The 26,124-nt window shown below is 61.5% G+C and carries 23 protein-coding genes and 1 other RNA gene; 12 read left to right on the plus strand and 12 right to left on the minus strand.

Going from position 1 to position 26,124, the window contains the following annotated elements:
• Positions 1 to 3: 3 nt before the first annotated feature.
• On the minus strand, positions 4 to 798 hold the full coding sequence (locus IB238_RS09515) for a thymidylate synthase (protein WP_192245627.1): 795 nt from the start codon (positions 796 to 798) through the stop codon (positions 4 to 6).
• A gap of 97 nt (positions 799 to 895) precedes the next feature.
• Positions 896 to 1,207: a DUF2853 family protein gene (locus IB238_RS09520; RefSeq protein ID WP_192245629.1), complete on the minus strand. Its 312-nt coding sequence runs from the start codon at positions 1,205 to 1,207 to the stop codon at positions 896 to 898.
• A 146-nt stretch (positions 1,208 to 1,353) separates the two neighbouring features.
• On the opposite strand from IB238_RS09520, the gene ssrA reads away from it, so the two are divergent.
• The 4 genes from ssrA (at position 1,354) to IB238_RS09540 (ending at position 2,960) form a co-directional block, all read left to right on the plus strand.
• Positions 1,354 to 1,710, plus strand: a transfer-messenger RNA (tmRNA) gene (gene ssrA / locus IB238_RS09525).
• Positions 1,711 to 1,880: 170 nt separating this feature from the next.
• Complete coding sequence (locus IB238_RS09530) at positions 1,881 to 2,399, plus strand: SspB family protein (protein ID WP_192245631.1); 519 nt, start codon at positions 1,881 to 1,883, stop codon at positions 2,397 to 2,399.
• 15 nt (positions 2,400 to 2,414) lie between these two features.
• Positions 2,415 to 2,612 carry a DUF4169 family protein gene (locus tag IB238_RS09535; protein WP_192245633.1) on the plus strand — a complete coding sequence of 66 codons (198 nt, stop codon included), beginning with the start codon at positions 2,415 to 2,417 and terminating at the stop codon, positions 2,610 to 2,612.
• A 114-nt stretch (positions 2,613 to 2,726) separates the two neighbouring features.
• The gene (locus IB238_RS09540) at positions 2,727 to 2,960 is read left to right on the plus strand and encodes a ribbon-helix-helix domain-containing protein (RefSeq protein ID WP_192245635.1); all 234 of its coding nucleotides are present in this window, start codon (positions 2,727 to 2,729) and stop codon (positions 2,958 to 2,960) included.
• Positions 2,961 to 3,008: 48 nt separating this feature from the next.
• On the opposite strand, the gene IB238_RS09545 is transcribed toward IB238_RS09540, so the two are convergent.
• Entirely contained in the window at positions 3,009 to 6,731 is a 3,723-nt protein-coding gene (locus tag IB238_RS09545; protein ID WP_348648219.1) for an AsmA family protein, read from the minus strand.
• A gap of 130 nt (positions 6,732 to 6,861) precedes the next feature.
• A complete protein-coding gene (locus IB238_RS09550) occupies positions 6,862 to 8,274 on the minus strand; it encodes an FAD-linked oxidase C-terminal domain-containing protein (protein ID WP_192245637.1) in 1,413 nt (470 codons plus the stop codon).
• 167 nt (positions 8,275 to 8,441) lie between these two features.
• On the opposite strand from IB238_RS09550, the gene IB238_RS24550 reads away from it, so the two are divergent.
• Positions 8,442 to 8,678, plus strand: a complete 237-nt coding sequence (locus tag IB238_RS24550; RefSeq protein WP_246723515.1) for a hypothetical protein — start codon at positions 8,442 to 8,444, stop codon at positions 8,676 to 8,678.
• A 159-nt stretch (positions 8,679 to 8,837) separates the two neighbouring features.
• On the opposite strand, the gene IB238_RS09560 is transcribed toward IB238_RS24550, so the two are convergent.
• The gene (locus IB238_RS09560) at positions 8,838 to 12,020 is read right to left on the minus strand and encodes an efflux RND transporter permease subunit (RefSeq protein ID WP_192245639.1); all 3,183 of its coding nucleotides are present in this window, start codon (positions 12,018 to 12,020) and stop codon (positions 8,838 to 8,840) included.
• Positions 12,020 to 13,207 (minus strand): efflux RND transporter periplasmic adaptor subunit, encoded by a 1,188-nt coding sequence (locus tag IB238_RS09565; RefSeq protein ID WP_192245641.1) that lies wholly within the window; start codon positions 13,205 to 13,207, stop codon positions 12,020 to 12,022. Before IB238_RS09565 ends, IB238_RS09560 begins: the two co-directional genes overlap by 1 nt.
• A gap of 265 nt (positions 13,208 to 13,472) precedes the next feature.
• Here IB238_RS09565 and IB238_RS09570 point away from each other — a divergent pair, with 265 nt between their 5' ends.
• From IB238_RS09570 to IB238_RS09590, 5 genes are all read left to right on the plus strand, one after another.
• Positions 13,473 to 14,291 (plus strand): cyclase family protein, encoded by an 819-nt coding sequence (locus IB238_RS09570; RefSeq protein WP_192245643.1) that lies wholly within the window; start codon positions 13,473 to 13,475, stop codon positions 14,289 to 14,291.
• 61 nt (positions 14,292 to 14,352) lie between these two features.
• Positions 14,353 to 14,760, plus strand: coding sequence for a carboxymuconolactone decarboxylase family protein (locus tag IB238_RS09575; protein ID WP_192245645.1), 408 nt, complete (start codon positions 14,353 to 14,355; stop codon positions 14,758 to 14,760).
• A 218-nt stretch (positions 14,761 to 14,978) separates the two neighbouring features.
• Positions 14,979 to 15,677 carry a L,D-transpeptidase gene (locus IB238_RS09580; RefSeq protein WP_192245647.1) on the plus strand — a complete coding sequence of 233 codons (699 nt, stop codon included), beginning with the start codon at positions 14,979 to 14,981 and terminating at the stop codon, positions 15,675 to 15,677.
• Positions 15,678 to 15,840: 163 nt separating this feature from the next.
• Entirely contained in the window at positions 15,841 to 18,456 is a 2,616-nt protein-coding gene (locus IB238_RS09585; protein WP_192245649.1) for a UvrD-helicase domain-containing protein, read from the plus strand.
• Positions 18,457 to 18,651: 195 nt separating this feature from the next.
• Positions 18,652 to 19,086: a hypothetical protein gene (locus tag IB238_RS09590; protein WP_192245651.1), complete on the plus strand. Its 435-nt coding sequence runs from the start codon at positions 18,652 to 18,654 to the stop codon at positions 19,084 to 19,086.
• A 251-nt stretch (positions 19,087 to 19,337) separates the two neighbouring features.
• Here IB238_RS09590 and IB238_RS09595 read toward each other — a convergent pair whose 3' ends face one another.
• From IB238_RS09595 to IB238_RS09605, 3 genes are all read right to left on the minus strand, one after another.
• Positions 19,338 to 20,354, minus strand: coding sequence for a DUF2778 domain-containing protein (locus tag IB238_RS09595; protein WP_246723516.1), 1,017 nt, complete (start codon positions 20,352 to 20,354; stop codon positions 19,338 to 19,340).
• 607 nt (positions 20,355 to 20,961) lie between these two features.
• Positions 20,962 to 21,165: a DUF1059 domain-containing protein gene (locus IB238_RS09600; RefSeq protein WP_192245655.1), complete on the minus strand. Its 204-nt coding sequence runs from the start codon at positions 21,163 to 21,165 to the stop codon at positions 20,962 to 20,964.
• 140 nt (positions 21,166 to 21,305) lie between these two features.
• Complete coding sequence (locus IB238_RS09605; protein ID WP_348648220.1) at positions 21,306 to 22,727, minus strand: amidase; 1,422 nt, start codon at positions 22,725 to 22,727, stop codon at positions 21,306 to 21,308.
• A gap of 167 nt (positions 22,728 to 22,894) precedes the next feature.
• Between IB238_RS09605 and IB238_RS09610 the strand changes: the two genes are divergently transcribed.
• Both IB238_RS09610 and IB238_RS09615 read left to right on the plus strand, forming a co-directional pair.
• Positions 22,895 to 23,644 carry a copper homeostasis protein CutC gene (locus IB238_RS09610; protein WP_192245659.1) on the plus strand — a complete coding sequence of 250 codons (750 nt, stop codon included), beginning with the start codon at positions 22,895 to 22,897 and terminating at the stop codon, positions 23,642 to 23,644.
• A gap of 65 nt (positions 23,645 to 23,709) precedes the next feature.
• Entirely contained in the window at positions 23,710 to 24,201 is a 492-nt protein-coding gene (locus tag IB238_RS09615; protein ID WP_192245661.1) for a CreA family protein, read from the plus strand.
• A 51-nt stretch (positions 24,202 to 24,252) separates the two neighbouring features.
• Here the strand turns inward: IB238_RS09615 and IB238_RS09620 are convergent, their stop codons facing one another.
• The 3 genes from IB238_RS09620 to IB238_RS09630 all read right to left on the minus strand — a co-directional run bounded on the left by IB238_RS09620 (position 24,253) and on the right by IB238_RS09630 (position 26,117).
• Complete coding sequence (locus IB238_RS09620) at positions 24,253 to 24,738, minus strand: hypothetical protein (protein ID WP_192245663.1); 486 nt, start codon at positions 24,736 to 24,738, stop codon at positions 24,253 to 24,255.
• Between the two features lie 64 nt (positions 24,739 to 24,802).
• A complete protein-coding gene (gene pncA / locus IB238_RS09625) occupies positions 24,803 to 25,441 on the minus strand; it encodes a bifunctional nicotinamidase/pyrazinamidase (RefSeq protein WP_192245665.1) in 639 nt (212 codons plus the stop codon).
• A 211-nt stretch (positions 25,442 to 25,652) separates the two neighbouring features.
• Complete coding sequence (locus IB238_RS09630; RefSeq protein WP_018326507.1) at positions 25,653 to 26,117, minus strand: chemotaxis protein CheW; 465 nt, start codon at positions 26,115 to 26,117, stop codon at positions 25,653 to 25,655.
• Between the last annotated feature and the right edge of the window lie 7 nt (positions 26,118 to 26,124).

A 26,124-nucleotide genomic window follows, 5' to 3' on the forward strand; every position in this document is an offset into this window, starting at 1 on the left:
CCGCTAGACGGCGATCGGCGCCTTGATGCCTGAGTCGGCTTCATAGCCGACCAGCTCGAAATCCTCATACTGGAATGAGAAGAGGTCCTTCACGGCCGGATTCAGCTTCATGAAGGGCAAAGGCTTCGGCTTGCGCCCCAGTTGCAGCGCCACCTGGTCGAAATGGTTGTGGTAGATGTGCGCATCCCCAAGCGTATGCACGAAATCGCCTAGCTTCAGATCCGTCGTTTGCGCCACCATCATCGTCAACAGCGCGTAGGAAGCGATGTTGAAAGGTACGCCGAGGAAGATGTCGGCCGAACGCTGATAAAGCTGGCAGGAAAGCTTGCCATCGCTGATATAGAACTGGAAAAGGCAGTGGCAAGGTGGCAGCGCCATCTCGTCCACCAGCGACGGGTTCCAGGCCGAGACGATATGGCGGCGCGAATGCGGGTTCTTGCGTATACTCTCCGCTACAGCGGCGATCTGGTCGAGATGGCGGCCGTCATGGGTTGGCCAGGAGCGCCATTGGTAGCCGTAGACCGGCCCCAGATCCCCCTTCTCGTCCGCCCACTCGTCCCAGATAGTGACACCGTTCTCGCGCAGATAGGCAATGTTCGTGTCGCCCTTCAGGAACCAGAGCAGTTCGTGGATGATCGAGCGCAGGTGCAGCTTCTTCGTCGTCAGAACCGGAAAGCCTTCCGACAGGTCGAAGCGCATCTGGTGTCCGAAAACGGAACGCGTACCGGTACCGGTGCGATCAGAACGATCGGTCCCGTTTTCCATGACGTGGGTGAGAAGATCGAGATATTGCTTCATGGGATCGGCCGCCGGTTCAAGTTCACCCCTAATCTAGGACGAAGACGACGGCCGACCAATGGCACCCGGGATCTTATCCCGGCTTTACTGCCACACGTCAGGCGAGCGCGTCGAGCTTGCCCAGTTCCTTGGCCGTCAGATAGTAGAAGGTCACACGCGACTTCGAGCGGTCGTCCGCCATGGCCGCGCAGACCTTTTCAACCGCCTTGTCCGCGGCATCGCCCGTAATACCGAGTTTCTTGGCGCACCACTTTTCCTTGACGCGCTCCAGCTCCTCGGGGTCGGAGCAGGAGACGAGCGAGGAGTCGCGGTTGCGCAATGCGATCCCCAGATGGCTCACGATTTTCTTCACCACGGCTTCGTCGGCTCCGCTGTCGTACTTGCGGACGTCTGCGAGATAATCGGTCATGCTGTCTCCTCTATCGATTTGCCGGTAAGGACCGGTACGGCATCTTGAGCCAACGGCGGCAGTCTTTCACGCAAAGATGGCAAGTCAAGCGTAAATGAACGCGATCTTTGCGTTCTCGCGCAGAACGCTTGGAGAATTGACACAGGGACCTTTTCTTAGCCGCCCGAACCTCCTATATGTCAGGTGCTGCCTCGCGCAGCTATGGCAATAAACGGGCGGTGTAATAAACCCATTGGACCCGGGGGCGGTACCCGGCGCCTCCACCAAAAACCGATCAGATCGATCGGCTTTTGATGGGGGCGAAATAGGATCGACAAGGGCGTAAAGATCGACTTTTTGCTCGGCATGATACCGCCGTTATCGGGTCAAAAATGTAGTTGCAAACGACAACTATGCTGAAGCACGTCTCGCTGCTTAATCGCGGTGCGACACTTCAAATCAAGCCCTTGCGGGTAGCACCGTAAGGCGGGGTCCGAAGGCACCTGGCAACAGAAGCCTTCACCTTCTCCCCACTTCCGAAATGGTTTATAGCTTTCGCTTGAAAATGACTCGCGACAGCCCGGCGAGGCTCGATCCGTTAGGACAACTAACTGAAAGAGCGGATCGCCGTTTGACGCCGTGAACAGTTTTCGGCAAAAGGCGAGAAAAGACACACGTAGAAAGACAGGCTCTGATGTCGCAAGACCACATTCGCTACGATATACTGGCTCAGGACGCTCTACGTAGCGTCATCCGCAAAGTTTTGAGCGAAGTGGCGGCGACCGGCCACCTGCCCGGCGACCATCATTTCTTCATCACCTTTTTGACGGGTGCCCCCGGCGTGCGCATCTCGCAGCACCTGAAGGCCAAATATCCAGAGCAGATGACCATCGTCGTCCAGCACCAGTTCTGGGAACTCAAGGTCAGCGAAAGCCAGTTCGAAATTGGGCTTTCCTTCTCCGACACGCCCGAAAAGCTTGTCATCCCCTTCAACGCCATCCGCGGCTTCTACGATCCCTCTGTCAGCTTCGAACTGGAGTTCGACGTTGCCTCCGGTGAAGAGGAAGAGAGCCCATCGGCCGAAATCACTGCCTACCCGGTCGAAAAGGCCGAGGAAGCCGTCGATGATACGCCTAAGACGGGCGGCGACGACGACGGTAAGAAGCCGGGCGGCTCCGTTGTCTCGCTCGATTCCTTCCGCAAGAAAAACTGATCAGACGGAGGCGGCATGAGCGGCGACGTAGTCAATCTCCGCCAGTTCCGGAAACAGAAGGCCCGCTCCGAAAAAGAGCGTCAGGCCGAGCAGAACCGAATATCCTTCGGCCGCACCAAGGCAGAAAAAAATTTGACGCGCGCCCTGAACGACCAGGCGGACAGGACGCTTGATCAAGGCCGGATCGAGAAGCCGGACGATCGTGTCGACTGAGGCCATGGCGCACCTATCCACACACCAACGCGAATTCGATTCCATTTCAACGCGTTGCGACGACGTATTGAATCAATCGATCAACAAGCTGAATCAGACTGTGAGCCGACAGCGGTGATCCGCAAGCACTCCGCCACACTGCACGGACACCGCACCAGCTTTTCCTTGGAAGAACCGTTTTGGCTGGAACTGAAGGCCATTGCGGCAGACCGTGGCATACCGCTCGCCGCGCTTCTGTCGGAGATCGACGACGCGCGCTCCCCCGAGAGCAACCTCTCCTCTGCCCTGCGCGTCCACGTTCTGGAGACAATGAAAGCCCAAATCGCGGAAGCGGCCGCTGGCACGTAAGTTCTGGCCCTAGTGGCATCGCGATGGCAGGATCACGTCCCCAGTCGATCAGTTCACACCTGGCAACGTGTCAAAATTCAGGCCCTGGCCACTGATCGGCGGTAGATCCTCGCGGGTGACGCCTTCGCTAGGATTGACGGGAAAATAGTTGCCAGGCTCAATCGGCTGCAGCTGCAGCTGCTCCTGCTCCGCCGCCCGGCGTCTTGCCTCAGCAGCCTCCCGTTCCAACCGCTCGCGTTCGGCCTTCTCCTTCGCGGCCTGTCGCCGGCGTTCCTCCTCGAGCGCCTGAAGGCGCATGGCCTCTGCCAGTGCGGCACGCGCCGCAACGCGGGAGCGATAGAGTGCTGCCTCGCGACGCAGCCGCTGCTTCTCCAGCACGGCCGCCTGTAGCATCTCGACCCGGCGGCGCTCGCGTTCAAATTTGCGCAGCGAAAGGTAGTTGCTGAGCGGCTGTGCATCAACGCGAATTGTCGGCTCGGCAATCGAACCGTCAAAGGTAAGCACGACCTCCGGCTCACCGCCCGCCATCGCTTCTTCGCCTGCCCGCAACCGCATGGCGATCTGTCCGGACAGCGAACGATCAACCAGACCAATCTCCGCCCCGCCGGAGAAGTCTGCCGCCGCGTCGCCGCCTGTGATCGTGTCGGCCCGTAGCTTGCCCGACGCGATCGTAAAGGGGATTTTCACCGCACCCAGGTGGGTCTCGCCATGCAGGGCGTTGTCGAGTGCGATAGCATCCACCTTCTTTTCGGTGATGTCGCCCTCAATCGCATCAGTCGAGGCGAGGATCGCACCGAAGCCACCGCTGGTAATGCCTTTCAGCGTCAACTCTTCGATTCGAACTTCACCCGAGCCGCTTGCGGCTCCCACCATCGAAGCGACGCTGTCGCCGGAGGCATCGAGCGCCAGGGTCATGTCCGCCGTTCCGGTCGAGACCGGCCCACCCGCCCCCGACCAGACAATCTGCGAGACATCGGCACCGCTCAGCGTCAGGCGGCTTTCAAGCAAGCCGTTGCCTTCGGCATTTGCCAGTTTCAGGCGACCGGCGAGCGATCCGCCCAGCCAGTCACCAGCGAGATCGGAAAGGGTCAAGTCACCGCCGGTCCAGCTCAGCGCCGCGCTGAAATTGTCGACCGGACCGTAAAGCCCAGTCCAGAATTGCCCTGCCGCGAGCTGAACATTGAAATCGGCGCTATCGCGGGTCGGGTTTGCGAGGGCATCACGATTGAACCCCTGCCCCTCGACATCTTCGGTCGGTCCCAGCACTGCCTCAGTCAGCCAGGCGAGATCGATCGTGTCAAATGCCAGGTTGCCGGTGCCCTTGGCGATCGGCGCAGTTCGATCAAGCATGAGCGTCCCGGAAACCCCGTTTCGGTCAATCTTTCCAGCGATATCCGCCAGACGTATCGACGTCGCGTCTATTGCCGCCTTGGTTCTCAGCGCCACGGGCAAGCCGGCACCGGTTTGCGGCAACACGATGCCGTTCATCAACAGATAGGGCTCGATGTCAGCGGCATCGATACCGATATCCATTTCCCCTTCGAGGAAACGGGCAGCCGCCAATTCGACCTTTCCGTCCGCGGCGATGGATGTACCGCTCGTGGTGAAAGAGAAAGTCACGTCGGCCGGGCCGGACATCGGCTGCTTGATCTTGATCGCTGCAATTCCGTTCGGCTCTGCATCGAATGGCAGCGGTTCAAGCCCCAGCTGGCCGGCAAGCGCAACGGTGCTCGGATTTTCCAGCGTCGCCTGTGCCTCGATATTGCCGCCGGCAACAAATTCACTGAAGTCGCGTGCGGACAGCTGCGCGTCGATCCGGCCGCCGTTCACACTTCCCCCAAGAATGATGCCAACCGGACCATCCTTGTCGCCCGGCAAGGCCAGCGTCATCGACAGATCGGCGTCGTCATAAAATCCCCCGCTTGCGACCAGACGCGTCAGCACGGGATGTGAGGGCAGACGCCGCGCGAGCATCTCGAACAGGGGCCGCATACGCTGTGCCTTCAGTGTCACATCGAGACCCGCCGAGGGGGACACCATCGTTCCACCAAGCTGTCCCTTGAGCGATACCGTTGCCCCTGCGACGGATCCGACATCGAGGCGGCTGACATTCAGCGCCCCGTCCCGCAGAGACAACACTGCGGTGGCGTCCCGTGCCTCCTCACCAAAAGCGGTGAAACGCGCGGCCTTCAGGTCAAGTGCGATGGAATGCCGTAACAGGGCGGCCGTCGATGCGTCGCCGGCCACCAGCCCGGTAAGGGCCTGCAGTGTCTCGATTTCAACGCTGTTGCCGTGGAGTTCGATCGACAGCGCCGGCGCCTCGCCTTGGCGGGACTGACGTTCGATCCGCCCTTTGAGGGTCGCGGCACCCGCGGCAAGTTCGAGATCCTCAAAGCGCTGCAATTCGTCCGTCAGGTCGACCTTGGCGGCAAAACCCGCGCTCCTCAGCTTGCGGATTTCCGGATCGACGGAACCGGCCAGCCAAGACGCCAGCCCGGAGGGTTGGTTGGAGGCGATGAGCAGGTCGCCGGCGAAGCGCCGGCTGCCCTTGAGCGTCAACCGCCCTTTGGCCTCCACGGTCGTACGGCCGGGGAACTGCGCCGTGCCTCGCGCCACGGTCCAGCCGTCCCCATCCGGTTCAACGTCGAGCAGCACCTCGCGCACCGTCGTGTCCCCGATGACAATCGCCGGCAGCTTCAGACTGGCGCGACCCGGCACCTGCGGCACCGGAATGTCGGCGAGGATGTCAAGCAGCCCCTGCAGGCGCTGACGAGCGGACGCTTGCGGGTTGCGTCCCGTCTTGCCGCTCTCACCGTTATTGCCGATGCGGCTGACATCGATCTGCTGACCGTCGGCGATCAGCAGGAATTCCGGCTCCTTGCCGGTATCGAGCGTCGCCTCGCCCGTGACGATATAGGGATCGGCAGGATCGCCAGCCGCAAGGTTATACTGCGGCACCCGTAGGCGTTCATTGGAGAGCTCGAATTCCCCCGAAACCCGGATCGGCCTGGAAGCATCGCGAGTGTCCGGCAGCTTCTTTTCGGCAAGTGAGAACGTGCCCCGGTATTGGGGCCTGAAGTCGACGACTTTGAGATCACCGTCCAGGTCGGCGGAAAATGCGATTCTGTCCGGAACGATCCGCGCCTTCAGCTTCAGTACGCCTTTTTCGTCCAGCTGGCCCGTAGAGATTTGAAAGGCGCCCGTCGTGCCGTCCAGCGCACCACGACCGTCGATGCGCCAAGGACCACTGAGCGAGCGCGCCGAAAGCTGCGCATCCAGCCCGGTGAACCGGCGTGTACGACCGGCTTGGTCGTCGATGAACTCGATCTCGCCCCCGGCTACCTCGACATTTTCCAGGATGACGGTCTTGGCAGGGATATCGGACTTACGCCCGCGCGCCCAGTCGAGCGTTCCATCGGAAAGCAGTTTCAAGCGAACCTTCGGCTCTTCGACTCGCATGTCGAAGATCAGCGCCTCGCCACTAAGGAACGGCGCCAGTTCCGCATCCATCGAGAAACGCCGAATGGTGACGGAGGGTTCGGCACCGTCCTCCTCTCCGACGCGTACGTCGTTCAGCGTAACGGAGGGAAAGGGAATGAGCCGGGCATCGACGCTGCCGTGAACGACGACTTTTCGGCCGACGATCCGGCTGGCTTCGCGTTCAAAACCCTGGCGGAATCCGGTCCAGTCGACAAAGAACGGCGCCAGCAGGGCTGTAAACAGCGCCACCACCACCAGACCGCCAACTATCAACATTACCCGCGAGAGCACGCCGCCAATCCCGAGACCACCCAATTCACGTTCATCGCCTGGCCTCGGCTCGCGCCCATGTCAAACGCAAATCCGCCACCTCCTGCCGGCATCCTTTGCCCGACTATACGCAGGATGGCGGCCATCTGTCTCACTCCAAGGGAAAAATCTTTCCCGGATTGAAAATATTGTCGGGATCAAGCGCCCGCTTGATTTGCCGCATGACATCGACCGCTTCGCCAAGTTCCCTCGGCAGGAACGCCTGCTTGCCCTGGCCGATACCATGTTCGCCGGTGCAGGTGCCATCCATCGAGAGCGCCCGCGCATTCAGCCGCGCGACAAAAGCCTCGACCTTCTCGATATCCGCCGGATCCTTATCGTCGAAGACGACGCTGACATGAAAATTGCCATCGCCCGCGTGGCCGACGATAGGAGCGAGAAGTCCATGCTCCTCAATGTCCGCTTCCGTCTCCGCGACGCAATCGGCAAGGCGCGAGATCGGCACGCAGACATCCGTCGCGAGAACAGATGCCCCGATGCTTAGTGCCTTTGCCGCCCAGTAGACGTTGTGACGCGCCTTCCAGAGCCGCGCACGCTCCTCCGCATCGGATGTCCACTGGAAATCGCCACCGCCGCACTCGGACGCCACCTCACCGAACTGCTGCGATTGCAGCGCGACACTCTCCTCGCTGCCGTGGAACTCGACGAACAGTGTCGGCTGCTCGGGCAGCGTCAGGCCGGAATAGGCATTGCATGCCTTGATCTGCAAAGCATTGACGAGTTCGATGCGAGCCACCGGTATGCCGAGCTGGATCGTCATGATCACGGCGTCGCAGGCATCCTTGAGCGTCGGGAAGCCGCAGATGCCGCCAGCGATCACGGAGGGAATGCCCTGCAGCCGCAGCGTGACCGAGGTCAGCACGCCCAGTGTTCCCTCGGCCCCCACATAGAGGCGCGTCAGATCATATCCCGCCGACGACTTGCGGGCGCGACGGGCCGTGCGGATCTCCTCGCCGCTGGCCGTCACCGCCGTCACGGCCAATACATTGTCCTTCATCGTGCCGTAGCGCACGGCGTTCGTGCCCGAGGCGCGCGTCGATGCCATGCCGCCGATCGAGGCATTTGCGCCGGGGTCGATCGGGAAAAACAAGCCCGTGTCGCGTAGATAGGCGTTCAATTCCTCGCGCGTGATCCCCGGCTCGACCGTGCAGTCGAGATCCTCGGCATTCACTTCCAGAACGCGGTTCATCTTGCTGAAATTGATCGAGATGCCGCCACTCGGTGCATTGACCTGCCCTTCCAGCGAGGAGCCGGTGCCGAACGGAACAACCGGAACCTTGTGCTCGGCACACAGGCGGACCGCTGCCTTCACGTCATCGGCGTTCTCGGCAAAAAGTACGCCATCAGGAAGTTGGGCCGGGATGTAGGTGGTCGTGTGCGCATGCTGGGCCCGGATAGCCTCGCCCATGTGGAAACGCGCGCCAAACGCCTGCTGACACGCCGAAACTGCCGCTGCGATCGCCTGCTCGTTGCGGGTTCCCGCCCTGATGTCCGAAAGCGCCATGGCTTGTCCTCCTGAAGCATTTGCCGCGTTATGTGCGAATTGCGGCACGGCTGTCCATAGCAAGTTTCGCCTTTCGGACAGCAGCCGAGACGGTGCTATCTTATTAATTTGTAATATACATCGCGATGGTTGATAATTGCACGCGGGGATGGAAAGGAGTTCCAGCCATGAACCCGCGCAGCATATGGACAATCGTTGCGCTTATCGTCGCCCTGGTCGTCATCTTCCTTGGCTACAGGACGATCACCGAGCGCACGACTACCGCAACGACAACTGCACCGGCGACTACGGAGCAATCGGGATCGGCCCCGAGCCCTGGCACGACGGCACCAGCTACACCCGCGCCCGGAACGACGACGGAAACGAAGCCGGCGGAGGGTTCTCAGACCGGAACGAGCAACTGATCGGATCTGAGCCGCGGTAGTCAGGACGCAACGGCAGACGATGCCGCCGCGGTTTCGTTCTCGTGATGCCTATTGAAATCGCTTCGCTAGGCTTCCATCCTGCACTTTGCTGTACTGCTAACATCTCCACCGATCGAAAAGACATTTGCATTTCGCGGGTCACTCAGCTGCCTGCGACCCCGGCAAGGCGCCCAGTTCCTCGACCTTGACGGATCGCAGTCTCGGGGCGGTTGCGGCATCCATTTCCATCTGCAGGCGCTTTTCTTCATCCGCATGCGGCTTGGTGAACCGGGCGATTGTGAGATAGGCGACGGGTGTCAGGTAGAGCGTCACAATCGCCGCCAGGCCGAGGCCGCCGACGAGCACCCAGCCGAGCGCGATACGGGCCTCTGCACCGGCGCCACTCGCCAGAACCAGCGGCAGTGCCCCGACAATGGTAGCGATCATCGTCATCATCACCGGACGCAGACGGATGTTCGAGGCATTCTCGATGGCACTGCGCACATCCTGCCCGCGATCACGAAGCTGATTGGCAAACTCCACGATCAGAATACCGTTCTTGGCCATGATGCCGACGAGAAGGACAAGCCCGATCTGGCTGTAGATGTTGAGCGAGGTGCCCGTCAGGATCATCGCGAACACGGCGCAGGCCAGGCCGAGCGGTACCGTGGTCATGATGATCAGCGCACTGACGAAGCTCTCGAACTGTGCAGCCAGCACCAGGAAAATGATGATGAGGGCAAAGCCGAAGGTAATGAAGAGACCGTTCGCATTTTCGTCCAGGGTCGCCGCCTCGGCCATCGGAATGAGGCGCGAGCCCTCGGGAAGCAGCGGCTCCGCCATCTGCTCGACCAGCTTCAGCGCGTCGCCAAGCGCAAGTCCATCCTTGAGGCCAGCCGACAGCGATACGGCGCGCAACTGCTGCTCACGCGAAAGCTGCGGGGCGACGGCCTGTTCCTTGAGTGTGGCGATCGAGGACATGGGCACGATCTTGCCGTCACCCGTCTTGAGGAAGATGTTTTCCAGGTCTGTAGGATCGTTGACGGGGTTGGTAGTCGACGAGATGATCACCGGATAGGCCTGCCCTTCGACATAGACGTCGACGATGCTCGAACCGTCGATGATGGCCTTCAACGCCGAGGAAAGCCCGTTGATGTCAATGCCGAGGTCGGAGGCACGCTCGCGATCGATCGTCACCGAGAGCTGAGCCTGGTTGGCCTCGTAATTCAATCGAACGTTCTCGAACCGGCCGCTGTCTTCGATCTTGCGCACCAGTTCGGCAGCCGCATTGCCGAGCTTTTCGTAGTTGTTGCCGACGAGCGCCACCTGCAGCCCGCTGCCAGCGCCACGGATGCCGAGGCTGTTCGGCTGGATGGCAAAGGCGCGCACCGACGGCACTTCGGCCGCAGCCGCGTTGATGTCGGCGACGATCTGCTGCTGCGTGCGGTCGCGTTCGCTCCAGGGCGCAAGCGTCAGCACCATGAAACCGCTGTTGCTCGAGCCGCCCATGCCGGACACCGAGTAGATATTGACGATCTCGCCGCTGTCATAGATGGGCCGAAGCTTCTCTTCGATCAGCCGCATTTGCTCCTGCGTATATTCCAGCGAAACACCCTGCGGCGCATTGATGCGCATCATCACCAGGGACCGGTCCTCCGTCGGCGTCAGCTCCGACTTGAGCGTCAGGAACGCGCCGGCGCCGAAGGCGGTAAAGAGCAGTGCCACCACATAGACCACCATCGGCGCATTCAGGCAGGCTTTCAGCGTGCGCCGATAGAAGGCGGCGCAGAGGTCGCCGAAACGACCGAGAATGCCGCCATGTCCATGTTCCGTTGTCCCCTTCGTCAGCATGCGCGAGGCAAGCATCGGGCAGAGTGTCAGCGCGACAAAACCTGAAAGCAGCAGAGCAAAAGCGAGCACGAAGCCGAACTCGCGGAAAAGCCGGCCCGTCTGTCCGGGCAGGAAGGAGAGCGGCACGAAGACGGCGCAAAGCGTGGCCGTGGTGGCGATGACGGCGAAGAAGACCTCGAGTGTGCCCAACACCGCCGCCGCCCGTGGACCGAGCCCTTCGGCGCGTCGGCGCACGATGTTCTCCAGCACGACGATCGCATCGTCGACGACAAGGCCCGTGGCGAGCACGATGGCCAGCAGCGTCAGGATGTTGATCGAGAATCCGGCAAGGTAGATTGCCGCGATCGTCCCGACAAGCGCGATCGGCATACTGACCGTCGGAATCAGCGTCGCCCGCCAATCGCGCAGGAAGAGATAGATCACGAGCGTCACAATCAGGACCGCCACGCCAAGTGCGATCTCCACCTCATGCAGCGCACCCTCGATGAAGACCGCGTCGTCGCTGGTGACGCGCAGTTCGGTGCCTTCCGGCAATATACCCTTGAGCTGTTCGACGGTCGTGCGGATGCCGGCTGAAATGTCCAGCGTGTTCGACTGCGCCTGGCGGATGATGCCGAGACCAATGCCCTGTCGGCCGTTGGAACGCAGGGCCGTGGTGCCGTCATCCGGCCCGAGCGTGATGGCCGCAATGTCACCGAGCCTGACGCGGTTCTGTAACATCAGGTTACCGAAGTCCTCCGGCGTAGCGAGGTCGGCCGTGGCGCGAACCGTTATGTCCTGGTTCATGCTTGTCAGCGAACCGGCGGGCACGTCGAACGACGCGGTCTTCAGCGCTGTGCTGAGATCAGCGATCGTCAGCCCGCGGCTTGCCAGCTTCGCCTGGTCGATGTCGATCCGGAACACCTTTTCCTGTTCGCCCGATACATCGACGTCGGCCACGCCTTCCACCGCGGCTAGCCGGTCGGTGATCTCGTTCTCAGCGAGCAGCGTCAGGTCCTCCATCGACAGGCGATCGGAGGTGAGCGCAAGCCGCATGATCGGCTGGCTGTCGGCATCGGCCTTGACTACGCGTGGCTCGTCGGCGCCATCCGGAAGCTGGTTGGCAACACGACCCAACGCATCGCGAACGTCGTTAGCTGCCTGGCTTACGTCGGTCGTGTCGGTGAACTGGAGGGTCACGCGGCTGCGGCCGAAGGAAGAGGTGGAGGAAATGTCCTTGATCCCCTGCACGCGCGACACCGCACCTTCGACGACGTCGGTCAGTTCGCGATCGACCGTCTCGGGCGAAGCGCCCTCGAATTCCGTCGAGACGCTGATCACCGGCTGATCGACCGAGGGCAGTTCGCGAATCTCGACGCCGTTGAAGGCGGCAAGGCCTGCGACCACGATCAGCGTGTTGACCACGAGGGCGAAGATGGGGCGGCGCACGAAAAGTGCGGTAAATCCCGCCTGACCGCCATGGGCGCTGGTGCCGGCTTCCCGCTTTGCCATCACGTGCCCTCCGCAATGGAAGGCTGCTGTGCCTCTTTCCCGGCGTTCAAAATCTTGACTTCACTGCCGTCACGCAGCCGCTGGAGACCTTCGGTTGCCACGGCGTCGTTTTCGGCAAGCTCCGCATCGACAAGCACCTTGTCCGGATTTCGCTGGATGAGCTTGACCGGAACCTTTTCCGCCTTGTCATCGACAATGCGCCAGACATAGGAGCCATCGGCACTCCATTGCAATGCCAGCGGATCAACGCTCGGATAACGATCGCCTTGGAAATGCATTGTCACGGAAAAGGACATGCCGGCGCGCAGCACGTCGTCCGGATTGTCGATGCGTGCGCGAACCCGCAAGGTCCGGCTTGCCTGGTCGATCCGATTGTCGACGGCCTGCACGGCACCCGTGAAGACCTCGCCGGGCCGCGCGATCGCCGTCGCAGACACCGGCCCGCCGACGCGAATTTTCGGCACGAAGCGCTCGGGCACCCAGAAATCGACAAGGATCTCGGTGCGGTCATCGACCCGCGCAATTTCGCTCGACGTGGTGACATAGTCGCCAGGATTGACCGAGATAATGCCAACGATGCCGGCATAAGGCGCATTGATGGCGCGGCGGCTTAGATCGAGTTCGGCTTTCTGCAAAGCTAGTTCCGCCGCCTTCAGTTCGTCGCGAGCATCCTGTATCGCAACGACTGTGACGGCTGCCGCGGCGTGAAGATTCTCATAGCGCTTCAGCTTGTCTGCCGCCCGGTCACGGGTCAGGCGAGCCTGATCGGCCGCAATCTTCTGCTCGTCGTCGTCCAACTGGGCGATCAGCTGGCTCTGTTTGACCCGGTCACCGGACTTGACGAGAACCTCCGTGAGGTTGCCGCTCGAATAGGGCGTGACGATCACGCTGCGAATGGCTTCGCCATCGCCGATGGCGCTTAGCCGGTCGTTGACGAGGGTGAACTGCACCGGCTTCGTCACCACCAGTGTCGGGCCGCCGAAACTGCCGCGCTGGCCATTGCCCTGCCCGCCTTTGCCCGCCTTGCCGCCATCCGCTGCGCCGCTCGGCGCCACCCAGGCGACCAGTCCATCGGGTAGTCCTGCAGCCTTGAGCGTGTCGCCTGCCCCCGGCGCCAACCGTCCCCAGACGAGGACACCGGCGCCTACGACGGCAAGGCTTACTACAATCTGTTTCCAAAGGCGCATTGAACTCTCCGGGCAATGGGTCGACGCTCCGCGTCGGCACGGTTGCCGTATAGGGCAAGTATCGTGTCTTGCCCATGAACCGGCAATGAAAGAATGCGATCATTACGTAATTGTAAGAATTGCGCGAAAAATCGTTCAGCACCGGCCGCAGTTGCAGGAAAGCGCATTGCTGGACCAACGGCAGGCTTGTTGCTAGCCTTCCTGACAGCGGAGTGGTCCGCTTATTTTTCAACGACTTATAATATTTTCATGGAAGGGGAATGCAATGTGTGATGCCTGCGTCATTGAATCCGTGAAGAAAAACATGCTCTCCAGGCGCGGCCTGTTTCGCGCCGCGGCCGCCGGCGCGGCGACAGCCGCCATGGCAAGTACCGGCGCCCTCAGCCCGGCGATCGCTGCGGCACCGGAGTCCGTCGCCGACCTGACCCATGAGCTCTTTGAGGAATTTCCGACCTTCTTCGGCCCGCAGCAGTTTTTCCGCGAGCAGAAGTTCAACTTCAAGGAACACACTTTCAACCTGTTCGAGCTGCGCTACAGCGAACACACCGGAACGCATATGGACGCCCCCCTGCACTTCTCCGCAGATGGTCTTTCGGTCGCCGAGATTCCGGTTGAAAACCTCGTGGTCCCGCTTGTCGTCATCGACATCCGCGAGAAAGCAGCCGCTGATCCAAACGCCCAATTGACGCCTGATGACCTCAAGGCCTGGATATCTGCCAACGGCGACATCCCGGACAATGCCTGCGTGGCGATGAATTCCGGCTGGTCCGCCCATCTCGGCACCGACAAGTTCCGCAACGCCGACGCCGAGGGAAAACTGCATTTTCCCGGATTCCACGTCGAGACCGTCAAGGCGCTGCTCGAAACGAAGGCTGCCGGCATCGCCGTCGACTCGCTGTCGCTCGACTATGGCATCTCCCCCGACTTTGCCACCCACAACACCTGGCTTCCGGCCGGCCGGTGGGGACTGGAAGCTGTCGCCAACCTCGACAAGGTACCGGTGAAAGGGGCGACCCTCGTCGTCGGCGCCCCAAAGGTGCGCGGGGGAACCGGCGGCCCGTCGCGCGTGCTGGCCCTCGTCTAAGAACTATTACCATCGGCGGTATTCGCGCCGCCGATCGTGCCTGTCGCAACGGAGCCATGCCATGAGTACCGTCAAGCCCGCCGCCGAACTCGAAACAGATCCCCGCGTCAAGGCGGTATTCGACGACATCCGCACCACGCGCAAATCCGACTTCATCAACAACATGTGGCTCTATCTCGCCTTCGATCCCGCCCTGCTCGAAAGCACCTGGCGCGAGGTCAAGGCGGTCATGGCAACACCCTCGGCGCTGGATCCGCTCGTCAAGGAAATGCTCTACATCGCCGTTTCCGTTACCAACGGGTGCAGCTACTGCGTCCATTCCCACACCGCGGCAGCAAAGGCGAAGGGAATGAGCCCCGAGCAGCACGCTGAACTGCTGTCGATCATCTCGCTCGCATCGAAAACGAACCAACTCGCAACGGGCCTGCAGGTGCCGGTCGATCCGGTGTTCGATGCGGATTGCGGCTAACTCTCCAAACCACCAAAACTGAAAGAGGGTTGCGCAAGACCTGTAGACCGCACGTCTGCCGGCCTGGTCGGCAGACGTGCGACCTTTCAGACACAATCCCCCGCCCATCACGCCCATGACGAAGATGTGATCGCCCCGCAGCCTTGTCATGTCGTCGAGAACCTCGGTAGGCATCGACCTCCAAGCACAAACCTTTCCATGAAAGAAATCCCCCTGAAATGTCGGCCGCATTCCTCACGTCACGGCGAACGTTCATCCTGACTGCCGCAGCAGCAGCGCTGGCGAGCTGTACCACCACAACGCCGAGCGGCAGGAACGCACCCGTTCCGGTGGCGCCAAGGCGTCCGATCGTGCCTCAAACGGCCTCGGAACTGGATGTCATGTACGGCCCAATCCAGGATGGCGGCTACTCGCTTCCGGCCGTTCCCTATCAAAAGATCGATCCCCAGTTCCACCGGCAACGCGTTGTCGATCCGACTGGCGAGCCAGCGGGAACGGTTGTCGTCGATACGCCGAAGCGTTTCCTCTACGTCGTCGAGCCGGGTGGAACGGCGATGCGCTATGGCGTCGGTATCGGCCGTGAGGGATTTTCCTGGCAGGGCGAAGGCGTCATCCACTGGCGCCAACATTGGCCGCGCTGGAAGCCACCGAATGAGATGATCGCACGCCAGCCCGCGCTCGAAAAATACTCCATCGCCAACGGCGGTATGGAACCTGGCCTGAGTAACCCGCTCGGCGCCCGCGCGCTCTACATCTTCCAGAACGGCCAGGATACCCTGTATCGGCTACATGGAAACCGGGAGTGGAAGTCGATCGGCAAGGCCGTCTCGTCCGGCTGCGTTCGCCTGATCAACCAGGACGTCATCGATCTCTACAACCGCGTGCCATACCACGCCCGGATCGTCGTCTACCAGTGATGCTTTGACGGATCGCAGGGGTAGCGCTTCGGCGCGGCCCCTCCGGTCCACGCAAACGGCGTCCGTCATTCCTTTCCACAGCCACGCGTTCAGGAACGAAAGACCGGAATAAAAGAAGAACGCGAAACTGGCCTTTCGCCCCCGAATCACTACATTGGGCCGCATGATGAGCGGTTACGATGATATTCCCTTCTTCGACGACGAAGATCCGGCGCTGAAGAAGGTCCCGGCTTCGGGACAGAAACCCGGCAATCCGGCTTCCGGCGGCATTGCCGCGCGCGCCATGGCTGCGCGCGATGCCAACCGTGCGCCGGACTACCTTGCCGGCCTCAATCCCGAGCAGCGCGAGGCGGTCGAGACGCTGGACGGCCCGGTACTCGTTCTTGCCGGTGCCGGCACCGGCAAGACGCGCGTGCTAACCACCCGCATCGCCCATATCCTCGCAACCGGCCGCGCCTTCCCCTCGCAGATCCTCGCCGTGACCTTCACCAACAAGGCCGCACGCGAGATGAAGGAGCGCGTCGGCATGCTCGTCGGCGGAGCCGTCGAGGGCATGCCCTGGCTCGGCACCTTCCACTCGATTGGGGTCAAGCTTCTGCGCCGTCATGCCGAAATGGTCGGACTGAGGTCCGATTTCACCATCCTCGACACCGATGACGTCGTGCGCCTGATCAAGCAGTTGATCCAGGCCGAGGGAATCGATGACAAGCGCTGGCCGGCAAAGCAGTTCGCCGGCATGATCGATACCTGGAAGAACAAGGCGCTCGACCCGGCACAGATCCCGGAAGGCGACGCTCGTGCGTTTGCCAACGGAAAGGGCCGCGAGCTCTACGCCGCCTACCAGAACCGCCTGAAGACGCTGAACGCCTGCGACTTCGGCGATCTGTTGCTGCACCCGATCCGCATCTTCCGCACCAATCCGGATATCCTCAGGGAATATCACCAGAAGTTCCGCTACATCCTGGTTGACGAGTATCAGGACACGAACACCGCCCAGTACATGTGGCTGCGGCTTCTGGCGCAGCGGTCACAGTCCTCCGGTCGGGCGCCGATTCCGGCCGAAGGGCGAGCCAGCGATAGCTGGCCGGGCGACGTTTCGCCCGCGCCCGCGCAGGCCAGCGCCGACAGGCGCGATGCGGCCGTGAGCGAAAACAAGCGGCAGCAGATAAACATCTGCTGCGTCGGTGACGACGATCAGTCGATCTACGGCTGGCGGGGTGCCGAGGTGGACAACATCCTGCGCTTCGACAAGGACTTCCCAGGCGCCAAGGTGATCAAACTCGAGCGCAATTATCGCTCCACCGCCCACATCCTCGGCGCGGCCGGCCATCTCATCGCCCACAACGAGGGCCGGCTCGGCAAGACGCTTTTCACCGACCGGCTCGATCCGGAAGACGGCAAGGTGATCGTCCACGCCGCCTGGGATTCGGAAGAAGAAGCCCGCGCGATCGGCGAGACGATCGAGACACTGCAGCGCCCGGACCGCAACGGCAAGCGTCACAATCTCAACGACATGGCGATCCTCGTACGCGCCTCGTTCCAGATGCGCGAGTTCGAAGACCGATTCGTTACCCTCGGCCTGAATTACCGCGTCATCGGCGGACCACGCTTCTATGAGCGGCTCGAGATCCGCGATGCCATGGCCTATTTCCGGCTTGTCTGCCAGCCGGCCGACGACCTCGCCTTCGAGCGCATCATCAACACGCCGAAGCGCGGCCTCGGCGACACGACCGTGCGCACTCTGCACGACTATGCCCGTGCCCGCGACATTCCGATGCTCGCCGCAGCAAGCGACATCATCGAGACCGACGAACTGAAACCGAAAGCGCGCAAGGCGCTGTTCGACGTCGTCGCCGACTTCAAGCGCTGGCAGGCGCTGCTCGAAACCATGCCGCACACCGAACTTGCCGAGCAGATCCTCGATGAGAGCGGCTACACGGCCATGTGGCAGAATGACAAATCGGCGGAAGCGCCGGGGCGGCTTGAGAACCTGAAGGAACTGATCCGCTCCATGGAGCCGTACGAAAGCATGCGCGGCTTTCTCGAGCACGTTGCGCTCGTCATGGATGCTGAGCAGAACGAGGACCTCGACGCCGTCTCGATCATGACGCTGCACTCCGCCAAGGGGCTGGAATTCGAGACCGTCTTCCTGCCCGGTTGGGAGGAAGGCCTGTTTCCGCACCAGCGCGCGCTTGACGAAGGTGGACGCTCCGGCCTGGAGGAGGAACGTCGGCTCGCCTATGTCGGCATCACCCGCGCCAAGCGCAACTGCCATATCTGGTTCGTCTCCAACCGCCGCATTCACGGCCTATGGCAGTCAACGATCCCCTCGCGATTCCTGGACGAACTGCCGGAAGCCCACGTCGAGGTAGCCGAATCCGACCAGAACTACGGTGGCTATGGGCGCGGCGGTGGCGGTTATGGGCAATCGCGCTTCGACAAGCAGGAGCCGTTCCAGAATTCCTACTCCACCCCCGGCTGGCGCCGCGCGCAGCAGAACAAGACGGACGCCACCCGCGACAACTGGGGCAACCGCTCCGGTCACGCAGTAGAGCGCATCGGTTACGGCGAGAGCGGCCCCCGCGCCCGCACGATCGAAGGCGAGCTCGTTGCCAAGTCGACCACGAGCGAGCCCTCCCGCTTCTCCGTTGGCGACCGGGTCTTCCACCTGAAGTTTGGCAATGGCAACATTGCCGCGATCGAGGGCAACAAGCTGACGATCGATTTCGACCGCGCCGGCCAGAAACGGGTCTTGGACGGCTTCGTGGAAAGGGTGTAGGCGACCTGCGCCGATCTGGATCGGCCGATCGCAGGCTACCGCCTGTCGCAAGCCCTTTCCCAGCCTGGTGGCGGCTAAAAAAGCCGTTGGAATCCTATCGTGATTGGACATCCGTTCTCAGTGGAGTCACTTTTCTAAGTGGGGCTTATTGAGCATTGGGGGGCGGAGCATCCATCCTCTGAATGGGAGTCCAAGATGAAGCATCAAACAGTGGAACAACTACGGCTTGTTGCAGAAGTCGAGACCTTTCCGGCTCAGACACTGACCCGCAAGGAGCGGCTGGAACGCTGGGCGGAACTCCTCGAGCAGAACCCGCACTGGCACCTGTCGACCTTGCGCCAGACGGAGCATCAGTCACCGAGTGTTCGTGCGAATATGCGCGGAGACGGTTCGCCGATTTCTGTCGCCTATGCTGACCCCGTCCTGCGCGCGGCCGGGCTGACGGACGACACCTATGGCGAAGCACGGCGCTTCTTCGAGCTCTCGGACGACGAGCTTCACGAGGTCATCTGCTATTGCCATTACGGATCGGCAGTGAGCGCGGCAACGGCAGCGGCACAGATCCGGGCAGTCCTTGCACCCAAGCCGCCCGGCTTTTTCGCCACACTGCGCCGGTTGTTCATGGCTTAGCGCCCGCGATCGAGGATCGATAATGATCTTCGGACACTGGTTTGCATGCGGGCACGAGGCGCGAGAGCGATTTCGTGCGCGACGCTGCGGCTGTGGGCGCAATCTCTCCAGCGTCGCCGGATGTGTAACCACGGCGTGATGTCGTGTGCGCGTTGCTGATTTGAAGCAAGAATGCCGCCGGTCCAGTCAGACCGGCGGCGCTTTTAAATGCCGCAGGGCAATGTCTCAAGCAGAACCAGGCGAATTTCGCGTCAGCCTTTCTTTCCAAACAACGAGGCAAACTGGGTCTTGCCGGCATTCATGTTGGGCACGACGACGAGCGTGTCGATTTCGCCGCGCTTGTAAGCGGCGAGGAACCGCGGATAGTTCTTGAACGCCACGCAACCGTGCGAATTTCCGTTCCGTCCAAGCAGATAGGAGTGGGTCAGCAAACCGGTGCGGCCATGCGGATGGACGCCGTCGACCGGCGTCATACGCAGCGCCTGCACACCGTGGAAAAGCTTTTCGCGCATCGAGAGCTTGAACGTTCCGGGCGGTGTCGAGCCGCGCATCTTCATATGCACGTATTTCGGATTGTCACGCATCGGGCCGATGCCGGAGTGCGCCTCGAGCCGTTCGCCGCTCGGAAGATGCACGACCCCCGCAGCAATATCGTAATAGGCCGTGCGACCGCGGGAACGGCTGCGGGAGCCGAACCAATTCGGCCGGACCTTTTCACGTACTTCGTCGTCCGTATCGACCTGCGCCGGGCTCGCATAGGCGAGTTCCCTCACAGGCGTTTCAGGCTTGCTCGGCTTCTCCATGCCCCTCGCAATCAGCTTCGGCCGGGCCTCAGGCAATGGAATCGTATCGGGCAGTGGATGTGCCGCTTCCGACAGTACGAGGCTGAAGGGTTTTGACAGCGTCTCGTCCCGCGTCTGGCCGGGGTCGACCAGCGCCGTCACAAGCGATCCCTGAACCTGCGCGCGCGCTTCGGCGGCAACGCCGTTCTGGACCTGCGAGACGGCAGCGACGGACAACGTGACCGGCTTCTGCGCCGCTTCCATCGCCAGCCTCATTGTCGCGATCGCGTTCCTTTTCCGCTGATGCGATTTTATCAGATCGGCGGTGAGCCCAGCCGGCCAGAGCTGGTCGGGCGGCGTCTTCGATAGCCGGTCGAACTTCCGTATCCGAATGTTGCGCTGGACTGGGGCCTCGCGCTTCACGACAGGTAGGTTCAGAGAAATCTGCAGTCGGTTCTGCTTTTCCGTCGAAGCTGATGGCGCCATCGCATGCACTGTTGCGAGCGCCCACATGACCCATGAGGAAGCAGCGATACACAGGCAGGCGGCGACTGCTCCGATGAGAAACCCACGCGGCTTTTTGAGAGAATGGAGGGACCCGCGACGGGGATGGATTTCACTGCACGCAACGGTCACAGACGCCATGATACTCGTTACCCAAAGTACTGGTTACTCGATCCGGCGCCAATCGAACGGATTGCCGTCGGGACCGGTATGGTGGCGTCAACGCGCCTGCTTGTGAGGCGCCCCGTGCCATGCACACTGGTCGAAACAATGACGGAAATAGTGTCAAACTATGGTAAGCAATTCCTTTACGGGGATTGAAAAATCGCGTGACCCGTTGGTGAAGACGCGACAAAACCTACCGAATCATCGCGCAATTTCAACGACTTTGGCAAACAGCTTCAGATTTCGCAGCAATCGATCGATTGCGCTTTGGCACTATCGTTGTTTGGATTTTTTTGCACACGTTAACCATGTGAATGCGTCAGCGTCGCGCCCACGCCAGCGCCCAAGGCAGGAACGCCGGCACTACAGCGACTAGATGGATGGACGCGTTGTTCAGCCGCGCCCCACCCCACACCCCGGACCTTCAGGCCACCTTCAGCGGCGGCATACCGTCGTGGACGGCTTTACGGATTTCCGCGCGGAACGCAGGCGTGTCGTGCTCGCCATGGACCGAGACGGCATGCAGAACGGCCGCGTCGACCAACTCTTCCTCGCTGTCGGCCGATATCGCAATCGTGCACTTCATTTCACTCGGAAATTCCCGGCAGTCGATGTACTTCCGGCCCATCGAAACCTCCCGATGCTAGCGCCCCTCGGACGTCCGATCAGACACGCAGCAATGCAAAGTCCGCGTGTCGGATGGTAGAGAGGATACGTCTCGCAACCGGAAACAACAAATCACAAACGCTCGCGCCCTACGCCTCCCGGTCAGGAGATGGAAGGAGCACGCCCGAGCCAGTCAACCTGCGCCTCGTAGGCCGCGGCCAGTTCCAACACCGCCTTGTCGGCCCGCGGCCGTCCGATGATCTGGATGCCAGACGGCAGCCCGTTGCCACCGAATCCCGCCGGCATAGCGGCGGCCGGCAGCCCCGCCATTGTCGGCCCGATCACTACTTCCATCCAGCGATGATAGGTGTCCATCGCCCTGCCCGCGACCTCTTTCGGCCAGTCGAGCGTCACATCGAACGGAAAGACCTGCGCCGAGGGCAGGATAAGGAAGTCGTAACGATCGAACAGTTCCAGAACGTAGCGATACCAGTCGCTGCGGATCGCCGAAGCGGCGAGAATGTCGGTTGCGGAGAGCCGCTGCCCATTCTCGATCTCCCAGATCATCTCCGGCTTCATTTTTGACCGCTTGTCGGGATCGGCATAGTCCGCCCCTTGCCCTCCGGCTACGAGAAAATGGCGGTAGGTCCGCCAGCCCCACCAGAGCCGGTCCATGTCGAAGCGCGCCGGCACATCGGCAACAGACGTCCCGAGCGCTCGAAAGACGTCGAGCGCGTCGCGGCAGAGATCTAGAACGCCCGGCTCGAAGGCCAGATGCCCACCATGGTCGCCGAGCCAGCCGACCCGCGCGCCGGAGAAATCCTTACGCTGGTCCGGCAGCAGGATCTCGGTTGGTAGCGACAAGGGATCGCGCGCGTCGTAGCCCGCCTGGGTGTTCAGCAATGTCACGACATCGGCAACGCTGCGCCCCATCGGCCCGTTTACTGCGTGCTGGCCGAGATAGAGTTCGTTGCCGAGCGACGGCACGCGGCCAAAGCTCGGCCGGAAGCCGATGACGTTGTTGAACGCGGCCGGATTGCGCAGTGATCCCATCATATCACTGCCATCAGCTACCGGCAGGAGCCTAGCTGCAAGCGCCGCCGCGGCCCCGCCGGAGGAGCCGCCGGCACTCCTGGCAACATCATATGGGTTTCGAGTGGCCCCGAAGACGGTGTTGTAGGTGTGCGAGCCAAGTCCCATCTCCGGCGCATTGGTCTTGCCGATGATGATGGCGCCGGCCGCACGGATGCGCTCGACATGGATGTCATCGAAGTCCGGGACGAAATCCTTGTAGATTTGCGAGCCGTAGGTGCAGCGAATACCCTTTGCTTCGGAAAGGTCCTTGATTGCGAAGGGAATGCCGTGAAGCCATCCACGGGAACGGCCGTCCGCGAGCGCGCGATCCGCCGCGTCGGCCTCTGCAATCAGCTCAGACGCCTCGCGCAGGCTGACGATCGCGTTGATTTTCGGGTTGAGCACCTCGATGCGCGCAAGATAGGCCTCCATGACGGCAAGGCAGGAGACGCTACGCGCATGAATGGCCGCCGACAGATCCAGGGCTGACAGGTTGACGATGTTCTCCACGATACGCTCCCCCTTGCACATCAGGATGAGAGGGATAGCGCAGTCTATGCCGAGTCGGAATGGCAGCGACGCCCCCTACAAGGTTTTACCTTGCGAGCCCTGTCCCCATTGCCCATCCAATCTCACCGCCCTAACGTGCCGTCGGAATCATTTCAGGGGGATATTTCATGACTGCGCCGCTCATCGAACTCTGTGTCGAAGGCATCGATGGATTTCTGGCCGCGCAAGAGGCCGGCGCTGACCGTGTTGAACTCTGCGCAAGTCTGATGGAAGGCGGCCTGACGCCGAGCCTTGCAACCATCCGTGCGGCCGTGAAGGCAGCGCGCATTCCTGTGCATGTGATCATCCGGCCCCGCGGCGGCGACTTCCTCTATTCGCAGACCGAGTTCGAGACGATGCGCGACGACATTTCGGCCCTGCGCGCCGAAGGCGTGGCCGGCGTCGTCATCGGCTGCCTGACCTCGGACGGCCGCATCGATGAGGATCGCACCAAAGCCCTGGTGGAGGCAGCGCGCCCGATGTCGGTCACTTGTCACCGCGCTTTCGACATGACCATCGACGCCGGCGAAGCGCTGGAAGCATTGATCCGCTGCGGTATCGACCGCGTCCTCACCTCCGGTCAGCGCGACACCGCAGTCGAGGGTCTAGATATCCTGAAGAAGGTGAACGAGCAGGCGGGCGACCGCATCGTCATCATGGGCTGCGGTGCGCTCGACGTGGGCAACATCAAGACCGTGCGCGACGGCGCCGGCTTGAAGGAGATGCATTTCGCGGCGCTCAAGACCATCCCGAGCGGCATGCAGTTCCGCAACCCGCATGTCGGCATGGGCGGCACTGAAAAGGACCGCGAGTACGAACTCACGCTGACCGATACTGACGCTGTGCGTGCGACGATTGCCGCGGCCAAGGGCGTTTGACCTCGTCGTTGCAAAATCGCTCCCGCCACCTACGTGAAAGGGAAAGCCACGATGGAGACCGCACGATGAAAGCCCAGCGCCTTCGCCTCGCCCTTGCTGCCAGTCTTTCCCTCTTCGCCGCCAGCGCCTCCGCCGACACCGTCGGCGAGGTCGGCGTGGACTGGATGGGCAACGACATCATGATCGACGCAGTGAGCGATCCGGAAGTCTCCGGCGTTACCTGCCATATTACCTACTTCGACAGGGGCGTCCTTGACCGGCTGCAGAAGGGCAACTGGTTCGAGGACCCGTCGAACAACGCGATCTCCTGCCAGCAGACGGGGCCGATCACCATCGGCGATATCAGCCTTTCGAAGGGTGGCGAGGAGGTTTTCAAGTCCGGTCTTTCGCTGGTCTGGAAAAAACTCGTGGTAACCAGGATTTACGACCAGAAGAACGACACGCTGATCTACCTGGCTCACTCGCGCGAGCTGACGGAAGGATCGGCGAAGATGTCGATTTCCACCGTACCCCTGTTCGGCGAGAACGTTACCTGGACGAGCGGCAAGCCACAGTGATTTAAGCTCGGCGTTTAGACACTGGTCCACCAGAGTCTCCGCTTCCGTCCCTCACATGACGATAAAGATGGCGTGACCCTCCGCGCTCTGATGAACGGCTACAATCTTCTCGATGTCGACCTGTTTGGCATCGAGCGCTGCAACAAGCTCCGGGTTGGATCGTATATCGGCCTGCAGCTTGCGTACTTCGACTGCCTTCTTTTCTGTCGACAGACGGTACATTTCTCGACGGTTCGCGTCAGAGATCTCATCGACCCGCATCACCGATATCTTGCTGACATCCACCGCCTTTAAGTCGCCTAGGGAAGCGGCAGGCGAAATCGCGCCTGTCGTCATGGTGTCCGGCTGAGTTTCGCCCGCGTGTGGCTTGACGATTTTCTCGCTCGTACTTGTACCGTCAGTCTGGGCAAGTTCGACAACTGCCGGTCGCGGCGTCGGCACGGGGACTTGCATGCCCTGGATCATCGCCGAGGCGAAGGCGGGGCCGGAGATGGCGCAAGCGACAAGCGTAGACGAAAGAGCTCTGAACGGTTTCATGATTTTCTCCCTTCGGTTCGAAGGAAGAAATGCCCGCTTGTCCTGAATGTTCCAAAGCGGTTGTTCAGCCGCGACCTGCCTCGCGCAGGATCTCGGCCGAGGTCACGGTCTCCACGCCCGCTGCCGCCATCGCGTCTTCCGCCGCTTTGATCGTGCCCGGATCGATGCCGCGGCTCAGATCTTCGACGAACCGGACCCGGACGCCGGGCAGCATCTCCACCGCATCGATCGCCGATGCCTGGACGCAGTAGTCCGTCGCTAACCCACCGATATCGAGTACGGTGATACCGCGTCCCTTAAGGATATCGGCCAGTCCGGTATGCGCGGTACGGTCATTGTCGCGAAACGCCGAGTAGCTGTCGACCTGCCGGTTCATGCCCTTGCGCTGGACGTGCTCGATCTTCGCCTTGTCGAGATCGGGATGAAGCTGTGCGTCGTCCGTGTCCTGCACGCAGTGATCCGGCCACAGCATCTGTGGTTTGCCCGCCAATTCCCCCATCTCGAAGGGTTGGCTGCCCGGATGATTGGAGGCGAAGCTGCCGTGGTCCGCCGGGTGCCAATCCTGCGAGGCGACGATCAGGTCGTAACCGCCGTCCGCCATCAGCCGGTTGGCAACGGGGATCACCTCATGGCCGCCGGCAACGGCAAGATTGCCACCCGGGCAGAAGCCGTTCTGAAGATCAACAAGCAACAGGCATTTCATGGTCAGCACTCCGACTGTCGGGAAGACACCCGCGCGACTGGGAAGGATATGCATCCTAGCGCAAGGAAATAAGCACTTGAATGGTCACGGGGCGCGGCAACAACCCTCGCGGCGGTTAACCCCGAAGGATCTGACTGTGCTTCTGCTCAACACCAACACCCCGGCAGTGTTCTCGCCGGGGTGCTAGACATGCGATCCGCGATTTGTCCGATCAGGCGGCCTGCGCCAGCTCATCGGCGATGACGGTATCGAGGTTGAGGAAGCAGACCATGGTCTTCTCCAGCGCGACGATGCCGCGGCAGAAGGCGCGTTGGGCTTCCGGAATAATTTCCGGCGCCGGCTGCAAGTCTTCGCTCTTGATGGTCATCATGTCGGAAACCTGCTCCACGAGCAGGCCGACCAGCTTGCCGGCGATGTCGGTGACGATGATGGCGGAGCGCTCGGACGGCTCGGTCATTTTCATGCCGAGGCGGCAGGCCATGTCGATGACCGGGATCACCGCACCGCGCAGGTTGATCAGGCCGAGCACGTAGGGCGGCGTATGCGGCATTGGCGTTACCGGCGCCCAGCCGCGGATTTCCCGGATGGCCATGATATCGATGCAGAATTCCTGGTCGCCCAGGTGAAAGGAAACAATTTCGAGATAAGCACCGGATTGCTTGATGGCGTTGGACATGGATCGG

The organism is Rhizobium sp. ARZ01, from assembly GCF_014851675.1.
Classification (GTDB): Bacteria; Pseudomonadota; Alphaproteobacteria; order Rhizobiales; family Rhizobiaceae; genus Mycoplana.